This is a genomic window from Thermococcus sibiricus MM 739 (assembly GCF_000022545.1).
Lineage (GTDB): Archaea > Methanobacteriota_B > Thermococci > Thermococcales > Thermococcaceae > Thermococcus_A > Thermococcus_A sibiricus.
The window spans coordinates 1,170,357-1,185,984 of the sequence record NC_012883.1; the positions used below are offsets into that span (position 1 = coordinate 1,170,357).

General features: G+C 39.5%; 21 protein-coding genes and 1 pseudogene. 4 read left to right on the forward strand and 18 right to left on the reverse strand.

Annotated elements, in window-relative coordinates:
• Window positions 1-22: 22 nt before the first annotated feature.
• From TSIB_RS06290 to TSIB_RS06355, 14 genes are read right to left on the reverse strand one after another with little or no spacing between them, the layout of a single operon-like run.
• The gene (locus TSIB_RS06290; protein ID WP_015849569.1) at window positions 23-592 is read right to left on the reverse strand and encodes a 4Fe-4S binding protein; all 570 of its coding nucleotides are present in this window, start codon (window positions 590-592) and stop codon (window positions 23-25) included.
• Entirely contained in the window at window positions 589-1,578 is a 990-nt protein-coding gene (locus tag TSIB_RS06295) for a respiratory chain complex I subunit 1 family protein (RefSeq protein WP_015849570.1), read from the reverse strand. The genes TSIB_RS06290 and TSIB_RS06295 overlap by 4 nt, the downstream gene beginning before the upstream one ends.
• Window positions 1,575-2,867: a hydrogenase large subunit gene (locus tag TSIB_RS06300; RefSeq protein ID WP_015849571.1), complete on the reverse strand. Its 1,293-nt coding sequence runs from the start codon at window positions 2,865-2,867 to the stop codon at window positions 1,575-1,577. The genes TSIB_RS06295 and TSIB_RS06300 overlap by 4 nt, the downstream gene beginning before the upstream one ends.
• Window positions 2,864-3,388: an NADH-quinone oxidoreductase subunit C gene (locus TSIB_RS06305; RefSeq protein WP_015849572.1), complete on the reverse strand. Its 525-nt coding sequence runs from the start codon at window positions 3,386-3,388 to the stop codon at window positions 2,864-2,866. The genes TSIB_RS06300 and TSIB_RS06305 overlap by 4 nt, the downstream gene beginning before the upstream one ends.
• The gene (locus TSIB_RS06310; RefSeq protein WP_015849573.1) at window positions 3,385-3,855 is read right to left on the reverse strand and encodes an NADH-quinone oxidoreductase subunit B family protein; all 471 of its coding nucleotides are present in this window, start codon (window positions 3,853-3,855) and stop codon (window positions 3,385-3,387) included. The genes TSIB_RS06305 and TSIB_RS06310 overlap by 4 nt, the downstream gene beginning before the upstream one ends.
• A gap of 4 nt (window positions 3,856-3,859) precedes the next feature.
• Window positions 3,860-4,207 carry a hypothetical protein gene (locus TSIB_RS06315; RefSeq protein WP_015849574.1) on the reverse strand — a complete coding sequence of 116 codons (348 nt, stop codon included), beginning with the start codon at window positions 4,205-4,207 and terminating at the stop codon, window positions 3,860-3,862.
• 1 nt (window position 4,208) lies between these two features.
• Window positions 4,209-5,795 (reverse strand): proton-conducting transporter transmembrane domain-containing protein, encoded by a 1,587-nt coding sequence (locus TSIB_RS06320; RefSeq protein ID WP_015849575.1) that lies wholly within the window; start codon window positions 5,793-5,795, stop codon window positions 4,209-4,211.
• The gene (locus TSIB_RS06325; RefSeq protein WP_015849576.1) at window positions 5,792-6,154 is read right to left on the reverse strand and encodes an NADH-quinone oxidoreductase subunit K; all 363 of its coding nucleotides are present in this window, start codon (window positions 6,152-6,154) and stop codon (window positions 5,792-5,794) included. The genes TSIB_RS06320 and TSIB_RS06325 overlap by 4 nt, the downstream gene beginning before the upstream one ends.
• Complete coding sequence (locus TSIB_RS06330; RefSeq protein WP_015849577.1) at window positions 6,151-6,606, reverse strand: Na(+)/H(+) antiporter subunit B; 456 nt, start codon at window positions 6,604-6,606, stop codon at window positions 6,151-6,153. The genes TSIB_RS06325 and TSIB_RS06330 overlap by 4 nt, the downstream gene beginning before the upstream one ends.
• Complete coding sequence (gene mbhE / locus TSIB_RS06335) at window positions 6,603-6,896, reverse strand: hydrogen gas-evolving membrane-bound hydrogenase subunit E (protein WP_015849578.1); 294 nt, start codon at window positions 6,894-6,896, stop codon at window positions 6,603-6,605. Before mbhE ends, TSIB_RS06330 begins: the two co-directional genes overlap by 4 nt.
• Window positions 6,893-7,159, reverse strand: a complete 267-nt coding sequence (locus tag TSIB_RS06340) for a DUF4040 domain-containing protein (protein ID WP_048160390.1) — start codon at window positions 7,157-7,159, stop codon at window positions 6,893-6,895. The genes mbhE and TSIB_RS06340 overlap by 4 nt, the downstream gene beginning before the upstream one ends.
• Window positions 7,156-7,521, reverse strand: coding sequence for a monovalent cation/H(+) antiporter subunit G (gene mnhG / locus TSIB_RS06345; RefSeq protein ID WP_015849580.1), 366 nt, complete (start codon window positions 7,519-7,521; stop codon window positions 7,156-7,158). The genes TSIB_RS06340 and mnhG overlap by 4 nt, the downstream gene beginning before the upstream one ends.
• Window positions 7,518-7,781 carry a cation:proton antiporter gene (locus tag TSIB_RS06350; RefSeq protein ID WP_048160391.1) on the reverse strand — a complete coding sequence of 88 codons (264 nt, stop codon included), beginning with the start codon at window positions 7,779-7,781 and terminating at the stop codon, window positions 7,518-7,520. The genes mnhG and TSIB_RS06350 overlap by 4 nt, the downstream gene beginning before the upstream one ends.
• Entirely contained in the window at window positions 7,778-8,278 is a 501-nt protein-coding gene (locus TSIB_RS06355) for a monovalent cation/H+ antiporter subunit E (protein ID WP_048160392.1), read from the reverse strand. Before TSIB_RS06355 ends, TSIB_RS06350 begins: the two co-directional genes overlap by 4 nt.
• Window positions 8,279-8,664: 386 nt before the next feature.
• On the opposite strand from TSIB_RS06355, the gene TSIB_RS06360 reads away from it, so the two are divergent.
• From TSIB_RS06360 to TSIB_RS06375, 4 genes are all read left to right on the forward strand, one after another.
• Window positions 8,665-8,880: a TRAM domain-containing protein gene (locus tag TSIB_RS06360; RefSeq protein ID WP_004066496.1), complete on the forward strand. Its 216-nt coding sequence runs from the start codon at window positions 8,665-8,667 to the stop codon at window positions 8,878-8,880.
• A 158-nt stretch (window positions 8,881-9,038) separates the two neighbouring features.
• Window positions 9,039-9,857 carry an undecaprenyl-diphosphate phosphatase gene (locus TSIB_RS06365; protein ID WP_048160393.1) on the forward strand — a complete coding sequence of 273 codons (819 nt, stop codon included), beginning with the start codon at window positions 9,039-9,041 and terminating at the stop codon, window positions 9,855-9,857.
• Window positions 9,854-11,116 (forward strand): bifunctional sugar-1-phosphate nucleotidylyltransferase/acetyltransferase, encoded by a 1,263-nt coding sequence (glmU, locus tag TSIB_RS06370; protein ID WP_015849583.1) that lies wholly within the window; start codon window positions 9,854-9,856, stop codon window positions 11,114-11,116. The genes TSIB_RS06365 and glmU overlap by 4 nt, the downstream gene beginning before the upstream one ends.
• 3 nt (window positions 11,117-11,119) lie before the next feature.
• Window positions 11,120-12,226 (forward strand): DUF835 domain-containing protein, encoded by a 1,107-nt coding sequence (locus tag TSIB_RS06375; RefSeq protein WP_015849584.1) that lies wholly within the window; start codon window positions 11,120-11,122, stop codon window positions 12,224-12,226.
• Window positions 12,227-12,232: 6 nt separating this feature from the next.
• On the opposite strand, the gene TSIB_RS06380 is transcribed toward TSIB_RS06375, so the two are convergent.
• From TSIB_RS06380 to TSIB_RS10590, 4 genes and pseudogenes are all read right to left on the reverse strand, one after another.
• Complete coding sequence (locus TSIB_RS06380) at window positions 12,233-13,405, reverse strand: CBS domain-containing protein (protein ID WP_015849585.1); 1,173 nt, start codon at window positions 13,403-13,405, stop codon at window positions 12,233-12,235.
• A 97-nt stretch (window positions 13,406-13,502) separates the two neighbouring features.
• A complete protein-coding gene (locus TSIB_RS06385; protein WP_323145378.1) occupies window positions 13,503-14,126 on the reverse strand; it encodes a hypothetical protein in 624 nt (207 codons plus the stop codon).
• A 55-nt stretch (window positions 14,127-14,181) separates the two neighbouring features.
• Window positions 14,182-14,946, reverse strand: a pseudogene (locus TSIB_RS10585) (S8 family peptidase); the annotation flags it as partial.
• 39 nt (window positions 14,947-14,985) lie between these two features.
• Window positions 14,986-15,456 (reverse strand): S8 family peptidase, encoded by a 471-nt coding sequence (locus TSIB_RS10590; protein WP_228359796.1) that lies wholly within the window; start codon window positions 15,454-15,456, stop codon window positions 14,986-14,988.
• Between the last annotated feature and the right edge of the window lie 172 nt (window positions 15,457-15,628).

Genomic DNA, 15,628 nt, shown 5'->3' on the forward strand with positions numbered 1-15,628 from the left:
TTAACATAAATAAAAGAAAAAATCACTCTTCGTACTCTTCTATTGCACTAAACTTACATATTGTAGCACAAATACCACATCCAATACACTTCTCGGGATTAATTTTATGAACTACTCTAGGAGCCCCCTCAATAGCATTTTGAGGGCAGTTTCTTGCACACAAGGTGCAACCTTTACACTTTTCTGCAATTATCCGATATTTCTTTGTTTTCCCACTCTTTTGAGCGATCATCTCTTCAATTTCTTCATTTTTGAGCCACCTTAGGTTGTCATCATACTTATCATAAGTAGCCAATAGGAACTCACCACTCATCTCTAAAGCATTTACAGGGCATACATCTACACACTGCTGACAGAAAACACACCTCCCTAACCAAAGCGTTACTTTCTTTATTTCTGGGACGTATTCAAATACTCCTGCCGGGCATACGTTCATACACAATTTACAGCCGATACACTTGTCAACATGATATACAAGTTTTCCCCTGAAACCTTCAGGAATGGGAACAGGCTCACTTTTGGGAAATGCGTTTGTAGCTGGGCTTTTAAAGAGGTTTCTTAAAACTACTGAGAGTGTTGGAGGAACTTTCATCCAATCACCCCCAAGATGTCTATCGCTAATAATATTGCCCCTATCATACTTGCAGGCAGTATTCTGCTCCAGAATAAATTAACAGCTTGAGTCACTCTAAGTCTTCCTGTAATGGCCCTGAATAGACTCATGCTAACAAAGAGTATCACAAAGACTTTTATTGTGTGAAAGACTAAATCCACCAGCATAGCTTCTATACCACTTATTCCTAAGTACTGACTCAGCCCCCACGGGAAGAACACTGCCACTACTAAACTGGCACTTGCATACTCTTTTAATGAATTGCTTAGTTTAAACAATGCCAAGTCTCTACCACTGTATTCTGCCATAGGCCCTTCTGCAACCTCCGTCTCTGCCTCAGGAATATTGAAATAACCAACTTCAATCTCACTTGCGAGCCAAAAGATAAACACTATTAAAAGAACTAAACTGCCTACAATTGTCAATGGAGTTCCAATTTCCCATATATTGTGCTGGTAAAGTGTTTCAAGGCTAAAAGGTTTTTCTACATCAAGTTTGGCCAAACGCCACAATATTGCAAAGAGCCCAAGCATCATTGGTGCTTCTCTCGACGCTAGCATGATAACTTCTCTTTGAGCCCCTATTTGAGCATATGGAGAGCCTGAGCTTACTGCACCAATTACTCTTATGAAAGCTATTAATGCAAGTAGATAGATAAATACAAGTACATCTCCCTTTGTAGCAAGAATTGGGCCAAATCCAATCGGAGTGTATGCTAAAAGGGTTATTGATGCAGCTAACGCTAGGATTGGAGAAGCTTCAAACATCTTATTGGAATCCCTTGGGATTATTGATTCTTTACCAACAAGTTTTAAGAAATCATAGAAAGGTTGAAGCAGAGGAGGGCCCACCCTTCTTTGCATTCTGGCAACTAATTTTCTGTCCAATCCATCCCAGACAAGGGAAACGAAAGAGACGTAAATATAAACAGCAATTAACCCCACAGTAGTATAAAGAACGCTCATAGTCTCACACCTCCACACGTACCCCCTACTGGTTCAGGCTTTACCTTTATATTTGGATTAATTTCTTTTGTCTTTTCTATTGAGGCTTTAAGCAAATCCTTTTCAGTCAATACTCTCTTTTTGCCTGTTTCCGAGTCTATGATAGCAACTCTATCGGTACAGCTCAGGCATGGGTCAATTGATGCTATTGCTACTGGCACGTCTGCAAGCTGTTCTCCAACCAAAGCTCTTGCAACTGCAAACAAGTTCGGAAAAGTGGGTTCTCTTGCCTTCCATTTTGCAGGTGTATCAGTTCCAGGATTTGCCCTTACATAGTGAATAGTTTCTCCCCTAGGAGCTTCATATCTGCCAATTCCAGCTCCTTCAGCTTTTTTCAATTTAGTTAATGTTACGTTGTCCTTAGAAAACGTTTTTATTTTACCCTCAGGCATTTGATCAAAAGCTTTCTCTATGATCTCCATGCTCTGCCAGAGTTCACCAACTCTAACAACCATCCTGTCAAAAACATCCCCCTTAATTACTCCCGTAAACTCCTTTGGAGTTATGGGCTTAATTCCCAACTCTGGGTAAACACCAAGGCGCTCATTATACCTCACATCTTTTTTAATACCGCTCCCCCTTGCTGTTGGCCCTTGGGCACTATACTCAAGTGCAATTCTCTTTGGAATAACCCCTGCATCTCTCAAACGAGCTTCTACTGTAGGATCATAAAGGAAGATTTCCTCTACCTTTGGCATTACTTCCTCGCGGTAATGCTTTATCATATCAAGAATCATTCTTTTGTGTTTTTCTTCTATATCTCTTCTAACCCCTCCAATAGTGTTCATAGCATAGTTTACCCTGTTCCCACCAATTGCCTCTAAGATGTCCATTACTCTTTCTCTAGCAAGCCAGCTTAGATGGAGAACCGTGTCATACCCTATTGCATGGCCAACTACTCCAAGATTGAGCAGATGTGAGTGGATTCTCTCCAACTCTCCAATAATTGCTCTGATGTATTCTGCCCTTTCAGGCACTTCAATACCTGCCATTTCTTCAACAGCTCTGGTGTAAGTATGGTTGTGAGAAAAAGAACATATTCCACAAATTCTTTCAACTAAATAAAGCAGTTGGATATAGTTTCTTCTCATAGCTATCCATTCAAGGCCTCTCAAATTATAACCAAGTTTAATATCAACATGTATAATACGCTCACCGTCAAGGGTTATGATGAACTTCTCTGGCTCCTCCAGTGCTGGATGAATTGGTCCAATAGGGATTTTAACCCAATATTCAATTCTACTGTTCATTTTAAACCCTCCTTTTTAATTTTGTAGGGATGACCTGCATTTTTCACCATTTCTGGCATTATTCCCTTTTCATCCAACCTTAGTGGATAGATTCCTTCTGGAAAATCATCTGGGAGGAAAAGTCTTCTTGAGTCTGGTATACCTTCAAATATTATGCCAAGAAACTCCTGATTCTCTCTCTCATATGGAACTGAACTTGGAAACACATCTCCCAGAGATGGTATCTTAGGATCTTCTTTTGGACATGAGGTAATTACTGCAACTGAAAGGCTCGGACTATTTTCACAGAAAAGTTCCAAATGATATGTAGCACTTAAATGATCTCCTCTATCCTCCCCGATTATTATTGAAAACTGGGTATGAGGATCTATTTCTTGGAAATATTTCATAAGTTCCTTAAAGTCATTCCTACTAATCTCGATCCAAATTCTCTCTCGTGGATGAGGAGTTTTAGTTTGTGAAGTGTAAATTTCAACTTCAAATCTCTCTTTAATCCTCTTAATTAATTCCTCTGGAGTCATTTTTTCTCACCTTCTATCTTCTTTATAAACTTCTCTAGGCCCAATACTACCCCATATAAAACTGCCTCGGGCCTTGGAGGACATCCAGGGATAAAAACATCTACAGGGATATGTCTATCAAGAGGAGCATTCGTGAAGGGACTCTCAAAGAATACACTCCCTCCCGTAGGGCAGGCCCCAATAGCAACCACAACTTTGGGATCTGGAGTCTGTTCATAAATCAACTTAACTCTCTCAAGACTTTGGTCAGTTATTGGGCCGGTAACGAGTAAAATGTCTGCATGCCTTGGCGTACCTACCAACTTAATACCGAACCTTTCGGCATCATATCGTGGGGTTAATGCGGCGATTATTTCAATGTCGCATCCATTACATGAACCGCTGTTAACATGAAATACCCATGGTGACCTTCCAAGATATTTACAAAGCTTTGATATTCTTTTTTCAAGAATTTCTCTCTCGCTCATCTACTCACCCCCAAATAACCATGGCCCCCAGCACTATCGCTACAGTGATCAGTAGGTAACTAACATAATCTGTCAATAATCCAGTGTGTTCCCTTCTAAATGTCAAGAACATCTTGTTTATTCCTCTAATGAATCCCCACATGACATGCCTTCCTGTGAAATATCCTTGAAGGTGCTCAAATTGAGGAATAACCTTGTCCTGATCTTCACCACTTATATAAATCTTAGATCCATCCCCTTCCTTCCTAGTACCAACGCTTACCTTCTCAGCCCATTTCATTAGTAAATAGCTGATTAATAATCCAACGATAAAAGCATAAATGAAGTATAAGGCATCCCAGTAACCAAACACATCACCCACCCCCTATGAACTTTAAAAGTGCCATTATGTATTCCCCATTGAGCTGCTCTAGCATTTTTGCCGTGGGTAGCATTATCTTGTCACTTATTTGCCACGAAAAAATGCCCATTACAAGTATAATTATAACTAACACCAGCATTGGAACAATCATTGCAGTTCCAGGCTCTTTCACCATTTTAACCTTCTCACTTTCGACGCCTAAGAAGGTAAACAACACCCTTGTGTAAGCTATCAATGAAAACACAGTGCCAATTACTGCAACCACCGCCAAGATTGGATTATACATTGCAGAACTCTCATATATGAGCCACTTACTTGCAAAACCATTTAATGGGGGAAGTCCTATTATCGCGGTTGCTCCTATGATAAATGAGATAGTCGTGAACGGCATTCTCCTTGCCAATCCACTGAGTTCATTTAAGTTCTTTGTCCCAACTTGATGAATAACAGCCCCAGCTATGAAAAAGAGCAGACCCTTTATGACAGCATGATTAACTATATGGTACACAGCCCCAGTCAAAGCAATTTCTCCTATTTTGTCCCCGTATGCCACTATACCAATTCCAAATCCGAGAAGAATGTATCCAATTTGACCCACACTTGAAAAGGCAAAAAGTCTTTTCATATCATTCTGAACCACTGCCATTGCATTTCCAATAACCAACGTCAAGCAAGCAAAGAATATTATTATCCATCCAAGAGTGTTCAGATTAAAGGCAGGCATACCAAATGTTTTAAGATAACCATGTAATCCCGGATTAAAGATTCCAAAGATTATCCTTGCTATGGCATAAACACCACCTGCCTTTATAACAAGCCCAGAAAGCATTGCTGAAATAGAACTTGGAGCTGCTGGATGAGCATCAGAAAGCCACATATGGACTGGAACTGCACCACTCTTGAATAATAACCCTCCAATCAAAAAAGCAAGAGCTACCTTGCTTATAAGGGTTGGATTTTCCGCTATTTTCATTGCCAAGTAAGCCATCGTAAGTGTTCCATACTGTCCATACAAAAGAGCAATTCCAAGCAGAATAAAAGAACTTGCAAGAGAGCCTACAAACATGTATTTAACTCCTGCTTCAATTCCTTCCCAGGTATCATTTCTAAATGCCACTAATGCATAGCTAGCTATGCTCATTATCTCAAGGAACACGTAAAAGTTGAAGATGTCCCCAGTAATCACTACACCAATCATTCCAAGTTCCAAAACGAGCGTTAAGGTATAGTATTTGTCCAAGCCAGTATCATGCTTCATATACTCTAAAGAGTAGAGTATAGCTAGAAAACTAACAAATGTTACTGTTAATGCAAGCAACGCCCCAAATAAGTCTACTTCCCATATGATTCTGATTGGAAACTTGACACCATTCCCAATTGGATTTGTGTCTCCTAAAGTGTAAACGAGTATTTCATTACTCTTCCAGACAGTGTAGAAAACTTTTGCAGCAATTCCCAATGTGAGCCCACTCACTATCACTGCCCAGTATTCTCTAAATTTCCCTCCCAATAAACTGATTACTGGCATAGAAAACGCTCCAAATAATGGGGTTATTATGAGCCACGGAAGGACATTCATCCTCTCAACCTCCTTAGTTTGCTCACGTCTAAGGTTTCATAGTGTTGATAAGCATTAATCGTCAACGCCATTGCGAGGGAAAGTACACAAACCCCAATAACAATGCTAGTAAGTACCAAAGCCTGTGGGATTGGGCCTACCATTGGAGTACCCTTTAAAGTCTCGTATCCTGTATATATTGGAGCTGTTGGAAGGAGACCATTTTCCAAGCGATATCCTAAACTTATGAGCAATAGATGAATCCCCGCATCCACTAAGTTTAATGCCAAGATCAACTTGATGAGGTTCCTTTTGTACAAAAATGCATAGATCCCCATGAAGATCATGAGGAATGCAGTCACAAACTGGAATGCTATCACTTTTTCCACCTCCTAAACAAGGCAATCGCGAATAACGCACTAACTAATCCAGTATATACTTTTAACCCAACTGCAAGGTTCATCATTGATAAATAGCCTGCTGAAAGAAGGGTTCCGGCCTCACCGTTAAAAACTGGGCCCTTGTGCCACAGTATGTTGTAGAAAAATGCTACGCCAAGACCAAGCATTCCAGCTGCTAAGAATACTAAGCCGCCAATACCTTCCAACACTGAATAAAAATTCTTATTAATCTTCTCTTTTGCCTCACTGAGCCCGAATGCTACAAGGAAAAGGACTCCAGCTCCTGCTATAGTTGCTCCACCTTGAAATCCCCCACCTGGTGTTATGTGACCATGAGCAATTACATAAGCACCAAATATTCCAATTAAAGGTATAGTGGCCCTTGCCATCGTCTTGACTATAAGTCCCATATCAGAATTCTGGGCCCTCATTCCTCCCCCCTCCATTTCCTAAGTAATGCAACTGCACCTGCTATTGACGTAAAAAGAACAGTGGCCTCTCCTAAAGTGTCGTATCCTCTGTAATCAAAGACAATATCGGTTACAATATTGGTCCCACCAACTTCTTCAACCCCATGTTCTATGTAATACTGGTCAGTGTACCTATACTCCTCCCAATTTCCTTCCCCTAAGCCAAATTTCAAACCATAATTCGGGTTAGCAACTACCAAGAGGACACCCAAAATAAAGACCAATGAAAGTGCCCCAAAAGTCGTTTTCATGGCCCTTCACGCTCCCATCTCTCTGTTTTTGATATCCCATAAACAACTATTGCAGTAACTACTCCCGCCCCTACTGCAGCTTCTGCTATTGCCACATCAGGAGCATGAAGCATGTAAAACTCTAAGCTAAGAAGAAGACTCATAGCAGTAGATGCTAAAGCTGCTGAGAGTAGATCTCTTGTAGTTATCATCCAATAGGAGGAAATCAATATGCCAACTAACAAAGCCACCTGAATCATCATGTCAACAGTAAGTACATTCATTGCACCTCACCTCTAGCTCTCAGCTCATACGCATCAATGACAGCTTTGGCAGGCTTGGAACCACTAAGATGAGCAGCTTTTGCTATTGCATGAGCACCGGTTGGGTTAGTTAACATCAGCGCTATCAGCGCGACCATACTGTGAAGAGCCATTTGAAGGTATTTCGGATCATTTGTTTCTCTTAACTGCCAAATAGAATGTAGAACAACAGCAAATACTGCAAATATTGTTCCAAATGTAGTACACTTCGTTGCTCCATGGAGCCTCGTATACACATCTGGAAATCTGTGAAGGGACAAACTTCCCAGTATGTTGAAGGTGATGCTTACGGCAAGGAAAGCATAAATAATAATCTCAATCATTCTAATCCCCCCTGGAGGTATTTAGCAATGATCAAAGTCCCTATATAGCTGAGAAGAGCATAAACTATTGCGATATCAATGTAAATTACTCTATCATAAGCCACTCCTAGAAGTATCATTCCTGCTACTATGAGGGTATTTAGAGTATCCACCCCAACCACCCTATCTGGAACACTTGGACCCAACATCACACGGGCCAATGTTATAAATCCTGCAAGAGCTACCCCTATCATCCCATAAAAGAACTCAGGGAAAATCATTTTCCTAACCTCCTCGCCCATTTTTCAAATGAACCTGCAATAATTTCTGAGGTTTTTGGCTCTTCTTCCGTCACATGTATCCAATGAACATAAAGAGCCTTTTCCTCAGGACATGCATCAATCGTCAACGTACCTGGAGTTAACGTAATTGAATTGCTTAGAATAGTGTATTGGGCATCATTCTCCAAGTCCACTGGGACTTTAACAATTCCTGGCTTTATTTTGCCAGTAATAACCCTGTAAGCCACGTCAAGGTTAGCTTTCACCATCCCCCAGAAAAGGGGGCCCATTGCATACACTACAAAACCAAGCCATCTGACAGGGTTTAAGAATCTCGTTGTTTTCTCACCTATGATGTTTCTAGTAGAGAATGCAACAATTGAAGCAAAAATACTCCCTGCTATAAGCTCTTCTGCACTCCAAAGCATTCCCTTTGTACCTGCAGTAAGTACAAGCCAGAGCACAAACGACCATATGAATGCAATAATGAAACTCATTTTTCCCACCCCAACTTTTAGTTTAAGTCTAAATTCTCACTTATTTTTGCCATTACCAATATATGATCCAATTTTTAGTTTTAAAAGCCTTTTGTAAAGAATTAAATTAACAACAAAGGTACAAAAAACCTTGTTTTTAACTAAAAGTTATGTAGAAAGTTGATTTTTAGTGATGTATTAGCCACAGCAGTACAGAAATAATAACCCCAATGTCTAATATGAGACATTAACGTTTATTATCTTTCAAAATGACATTCCTCCTTTTTGAATAACAATATTTGAAAAAAGAAAAGTAAGCAGTAATACAAACCTTTATAAACCTAAGAAAAGAACTCAATTTGGCGCTCTTCTCAGAGTGCTGAAAATTTGAAAGGAGATTGTTGAAAATGTATGGAGATAGATTTGGTGGAAGAAGGTTTGAAGCCCCAGTTAAAGTTGGGGAAAGATACAAGGTGAAAATTGAGAGTATCGGCCAAGGCGGAGATGGAATAGCTAGAATTAAAGGATTTGTAGTATTCGTCCCAAACACAAAGGTTGGAGACGAAGTAGAGATTGTCATTAACAGTGTGAAGAGAAAATTCGCCTTCGCTGAAGTTATTTGATAATATTCAAGTTTTTGATCACTCAAAGATCCAAATTTTGGACTCTTTTTCTTAATTTTTACTTGTGTTTTTGAAAGGCGAATCATTTCGAGCTAAGAAGAATCAAATTACGAAAGATTTATTTATCAACACTTTGGTTATTTTTATTAGTGATACTCATGGATTACTACCAAGCCATTTTTATCGGAATGTTTCAGGGTATTGCAGAGTGGCTACCAATAAGCAGTTCTGGACAGGTGATGTTACTGTTCATCAACTTCCTGAAGATTACCCCAGAAGAAGCTTATTCTTACTCTTTACTTTTGCACTTAGGGACTTTAATGGCTCTGTTTTTTAAATTCAGATACGAACTGGGTAAAATTCTGTTTAAATTCATTTTATTTCAATGGGAAGAAAAAGAAAAGTTCTTGTTTTATTCCACATTGTTCACAGGCTTAATAGGTTTTCCTCTTTATAAGGCATTTAAAATGCTTGCATCTTCATTTAATGCTGAGGCAATAAATGGGGTAATTGGTGTGGCCCTCATTTTGACTGGGATAATTTTAAAGAAAACTCGAGAGTCTCCATTGGAGAGGCTTGAAAAGGGCCTTAAAAAAGAAAAAGATGAAGTCACAATATTCGATGCAATAGTTGCTGGAATTGCTCAGGGAATTTCAGTCGTTCCTGGGATATCCAGATCTGGAATGACAATAGGAAGTCTGCTACTTTTAGGGGTAAAGCAGGAAAAAGCTGTAGAACTTAGCTTTTTAATGGCGGTGCCGGCTATTCTTGGGGCATTGTTCTTGGAATTACCTGAAGTTTCAAGGAGTTCTGAAGACATATCTCTACCTTTAATATCAATATTCAGTGCATTTATCGTAAGTTTGCTTATGATTGACGTTATGCTAAAAATTGCCAAACACCTTAACTTTTCCAAATTTTGCATATTATTTGGATTTATAGCATTAATAGCCTCTATCTTGGGGGTGTTAATGTGAAAGGTGTCATACTTGCCGCAGGCAAAGGAGAAAGACTAAACCCCCTCACAGATGATAGACCAAAAGTGATGCTAAAAGTTGCCAATAAGGCGATAATAGACTATTTACTTGAAAATCTTCACCCATTTGTAGATGAATTCATAATAATTGTACGATACCAAAAAGAGAAACTGATGGAGTACTTAGGAGATGAATACAAAGGAAAGCCAGTAACTTATGTGGAACAAGTGGAGGGAGAAGGAACAGCTAAAGCCATATATTCTGCAATTGAATACATAGAAGATAAGGAATTTTTAGCAGTCAACGGAGACATATACTTTGAACGAGATGGGATAAAAGACCTATTACAAGCCTTTAGAAAAAGTAATGCAGATGCTGCCTTACTTGTAAAAGAATTCAAAGATCTGAGTCACTTTGGCATGATCAAAGTTAAAGGAGACTTAGTAGAAGAAGTAAAAGAAAAACCAGGAGCAGTTTCAGGATACGCAAACCTAGGAGCTTATCTCTTCAAGCCAGAAGTTTTTAAATTCATAGAAAACACTTCTCAAAGCCAACGAGGTGAGTATGAAATAACAGATACAATAAACCTCATGATCAAAGAAGGAAAAAAAGTCACCTATGCAGTTTATGAAGGTTATTGGAACGATATTGGAAGGCCTTGGAACCTTTTAGAGCTAAATGAATACATCCTCAAAAATCATCTCCGGCACAGCATAAGGGGCATTGTGGAAGAAGGGGCCACAGTTCTTCCTCCCGTAGAAATTGGAGAGGGAACAGTTATTAGGAGCGGAGTATACATCATAGGGCCCGTAAAAATTGGAAAGAACTCAAAAATAGGCCCTAATTGCTTTATAAGGCCATACACAAGCATTGGAGATAAATGCCACATTGGGAATGCAGTCGAAATTAAGAACTCAATAATAATGGATCACAGCAATGTACCTCACCTAAACTACGTAGGGGATTCTATCATAGGGGAAAACAGCAATCTAGGTGCCGGAACAATCACTGCCAATTTACGACATGACAATAAAAATATAAAGGTTGAGATAAAAGATAAACTCGAAGATAGTGGAAGAAGGAAACTCGGAGCAATAATAGGCCACAACGTAAAGACTGGAATAAACGTCACAATATATCCTGGTAGGAAAATAGGAAGCAATTCCTTCGTCGGCCCGGGAGTGATAGTTGACAAAAACATCCCCTCCAATGTATTGGTTATCACAAAACAAGAAAAAGAGATTATTGAAAGGCGATGAGGGATGGACTTTATTCCCTACCTAAATTTTTTATCGAGATGGTTACTCTTTCTCGCCGTAGCCTATAAAACAACTAAAACCCGAGAAAAGAGATGGGGATTAATAACTACTGCTTTACTTATAAATGCTCTTGATGTAGAGAGCTATATCCTAACTCCTCTCGGTGTTTCTATTAAGTCAGGAGCATATGACGTCGCCGCCAAAATTCCAAACTTTCTTATAGCCGGCCTGCTGGTTTGGGGAAGCATTCAGTTAAAAAAGGAGAGAAGCGATTTTAAAGACGTTACAATTTTGGGAATATTCGTTGTTGCTGCGTATATATGGCTCTTCTTATTGGCAAGTGAATTTTTTGATAGATTTGAACATTCGTTTACAATTAAATCCTTGTTTCCCAGCTTTGCCTTTGGAGCATCTTTTATTTACCTCGGATACACGTTAAGGAGCTATGTAATCTCCAAGAAAACTCTCGAGGAACTCTTTCCCATAGGCCTCATCCTATTAGGAGCACTAAACCTCACGTATCCATTTACAAGAAACATTCAAGCTATTGCACCAGCAATGTTTCTGCTGGCAGCGATCTTCCGATTAATGGCTGTAATTGGAGCGTTGAAATTTGCAATATACCCTGCAGCAATATTTGCAAAACCAAAAGAACAAATGCCATCAAAAATTAGAGGAACATTTATGTTCAAGAGCAAAGAAGAGCTGAAAAAAGCAATCCCAAACTTCTTTGATCAAAATGTCATTATGATAACGAGGGAGCTGCCAAAGGATAAAGTTCCGGAAAATATGCTGGTTTACTGGCTCACAAAAATGGAAGAAGACACTATAAAAGCGGACGGAAAGATTTATCCGATATCACCAACAAGGATAGACGTTCTGCTCCACCTCCTAACTAAGAACCTTGAAAGCGGATACAACGCAGTTTATATTGATGGGTTCGAGTATTTAATGATAGAAAACGGCTTCGATATTGTTATTAAGTTCCTACTCGATCTAAAAGATAGAGTATTAAACAAAGGTGACGTTATAACCCTAATAATAGATCCAAGAATCCTAACTGACAAGCAGATGGCCCTTCTAGAAAGAGAATTTGGCAAGGGAAGGTAAAAAAGCTCAGAAGCCAAGGTACTCTATAAACCTTCTGGTATGCTTCGTCTCTCTTTGAAGCTCTACTTTTTGAAGTATTTGCCTTTCTATTGCTCTAATAGCATCATGAACAGCTTGTATTGCCCCCCAGGTCTCTCCTGTGGCCATAAATTGGCCTTTATCCGTTACCAACCTCATTCTAGCTTGGTATAAGTGTACCCCTCTGAGTTTTTCCGGGAAACGCCTAATGTTTAGATAGATTATCCCCTCGTTTCCAAGCACTTCTTCATATCTATCCACAAACTTTCTAACATCCTCAATTATTCTTTCTCTGCTGAAGTCACTCAGATATTGGGCATCTCCCCCAAGTTGTAAATAGAATTTAGCCTTCTTTTCTACCATCCTTGAAATTGGAAGCAGAAGATCCTTTACAGTCAATACTCCCTTCACAACATTCTCTTGGTTTATAATCACAAGTCCATCAATATCATATTCTTTTATTAGACTGATGGCTTCTCTAACCATCGTTTCTGGGTATACCGTAATTACCCCTTTAATCATCACATCTCTCAGCTGCATTGAGAATGGAGGTATTTTTTCTCCTGCAACTTCCCCAAATTGAGCCCTAAATCTTGGCTTTATAAAACGAATTATCAAGTCATGTAATGTGACAAGGCCTTCTAGTTTACCATTTTCATCAACAACAGGAATTCTGGAAATTGCATAATCCCTCATTGTTGCAAGGGCTTTTGCCACGGTGTCTGAAGATCTAAGGGTAACAACGTCTTTTGTCATGAAATCTTCAACCTTTTTTTTCCCGAATTCTTCTTTAGCAATCCTTTCCAGAAGGGTTATATCACTTATTACACCTAAAATTGTTTTTTTATCCTTTCCAACAGGAAGTGAACGCAAATCAGTCTCAAACATAAGTTTGGCTGCAATGCTTAGGTCCTCGTCTAATTCTAAAATCGGAGCGGTTTTATAAACATCCTTAACCTTAGCTTTGGTTGGGTCCCACTTCAAGTGGGAGCGAATTATCAAATCTTGGGTTAGGACACCCTTGTATATTTTCCCATCAAAAACTACAATTAAGTCTGGATCTTCCTTCTCAAAAATTCCAATCGCCTCAGAAAGCGGGGCGTTTATGTCTATTTTTGCAAATTTTTCTGTCATAACTTCCTGGACAGAAATCCCGACCATTCTTGACACCTCCTTCAATTATATATTGGTTTTTATTCCATTTAAACCTTTCCGAGATAGATTTTATTTACATTAAGTTAATAAAGTTTTCGACCCTTTAATGCCTCAAATTTATCTCAAATGGATACTTTCTTTTTAGAACTAGGTACAGGGCAGATAATCCTCCAAGTGTGTTCATAATACTATCCCTTACTTTATTCACAGTACTTTCATGAATAAACGAGATCTCGCTCTCACTAAGCTTTTCAACGACTTCCCATCCAAAACTTAGAAAGAAGAGAGCTAAAAACGAATAAAGAATTAGCTTTCTTCTTGCTAAATTTAGATACTTCTCATTTGACAGGTTAAGGAGGATTTCAGCTGTAATGACCCAAACAACCATGCCTCCAAGAAAGTGACTCACCATGTCTGCGTTTCTCCACTCTTTATGAAAAAGGTCAATTGTAGTAAAGGGAACGTTTACGAGTGAAACATGCACCGCTATGAATATGCCTAAGAGTGCCATTGTTTTTCTATTGTAAAGTGGGGCTAAAAAAGACCTGAGTTTGTGAGGTGGATTGGGAAAATACTTCTCAGCCATACCGGGGATGTAAAGGCCCATTAACGCTACAAAAGTTCGATATATATGGTCAACCCTTCGATAGAAGAGAGCTGTGATAAGTCCAAGAAAAACGATGAACCTGCTTATATTGAGCACTGTCTTTGATTCTATAGAGATCACCAAAATAGTAATATGAGAACATTCCATTTAAAAGTTTCTGAAAAATAAAAAGAAATCAGTTGAGAACAGCCTCAACAGCCAAGTCTGCTCTAACTATGCCATAACCATAGTTGGGATCCCAGTCTGCTGGCCCTATGTCATCTGCGGTTATGTGAAGGATACCCCTGACAGTCCTCTTGTCTGTGTCGTCAAAGGTCCCAACTGGAAGGACGGTGCTATATTTGGTGTAGTATACCGCTTGAATTAGCGCTACAACTCCGCTAACATGCGGACATGCCATGGATGTTCCGCTCATTGTAGCGTAGGTGTCGTCAGGATATGTGCTCAATATGTCAACACCAGGAGCGCTAACATCTACCCCTCTGTTGCTCCACGAGGGTACTTCGTCATTAATGTCAATTGCACCAACGGCTATAACCTCTGGATACGCGGCAGGATAACTTGGACTTGATGCGTATTCATTTCCAGATGCTGCCACAATAACGACTCCATAATTGTATGCTTCTGTGATCGCATCGTGGAATGATTGAAGATCACTCGAACCGCCAAGACTCATGCTTATTACTTCTGCAGCATCATCGTCTGGATCGCCCACTATTATCCCATCTCCCTCACTGTCAAGGACTCCATCAGGTCCTAGTAATGCCTGTTCTATTCCAAGGATTATGTCGCTATACGATCCCCTACCACTTGCATCAAGAACCCTAACAGCATATATTTCTACAGCCGGAGCAACTCCTACCACTCCAATGTCATTATTGAGTGCTGCTATGGTTCCTGCAACGTGGGTCCCATGCCCATTTTGATCCTTGTAATCCTTGGGCTTTGTTGATACCTTCCCTCTAAGAACACTAACTCCCTATGCCAGATTAGCTTTTAAATCTGGGTGATCATAATCGATTCCTGTGTCAAGGACTGCAACCTCAATTACTCCTTCACTTGAACCATCGGCTATACTCCACACATTCGGGGCTTTTACCTTTTCAATTCCCCATGGAGTTTCTTGAGAGGGCTGTGAGGGCTTGGGCTTACCTACTCCCGGTGGCTTACCTAAAACATGGGCTTCAGCGTCATACTCTACTCTCACAACACCTTTTGCATTCTTTAGCCTCTCAACGGCTCTAGGTGGTAGCTCTGCAACAACAATGGGAAATATTCTTCCTTTTCCAACAATGTTTCCCCCAATTGCAAAGATAGAGTTCTCGTTAAATCCCTTGTCTATTGTTATTATTACTCGAACTTTCTCAGCGGGAACCGCCCCGACTATTCCCGCTGTAGCTTCAAAAATAACAAAAACCAACAGCAGAGAAAAAACTTTGTTAAATTTCATGGCCTGTTCATCTCATATTTGTAAATTGTTATGTTTCTTTATGTTTTGTTTTTAACCTTTAAACTATTTAATACTTTGGGTGTTCTATTTGAACTAATTAAAGAAACCTCTAGTTGAAAAAGGGAGGTTCTAAAAAAGCTTTTATTTGGTGTTACTTTACCAAGTAATAGTG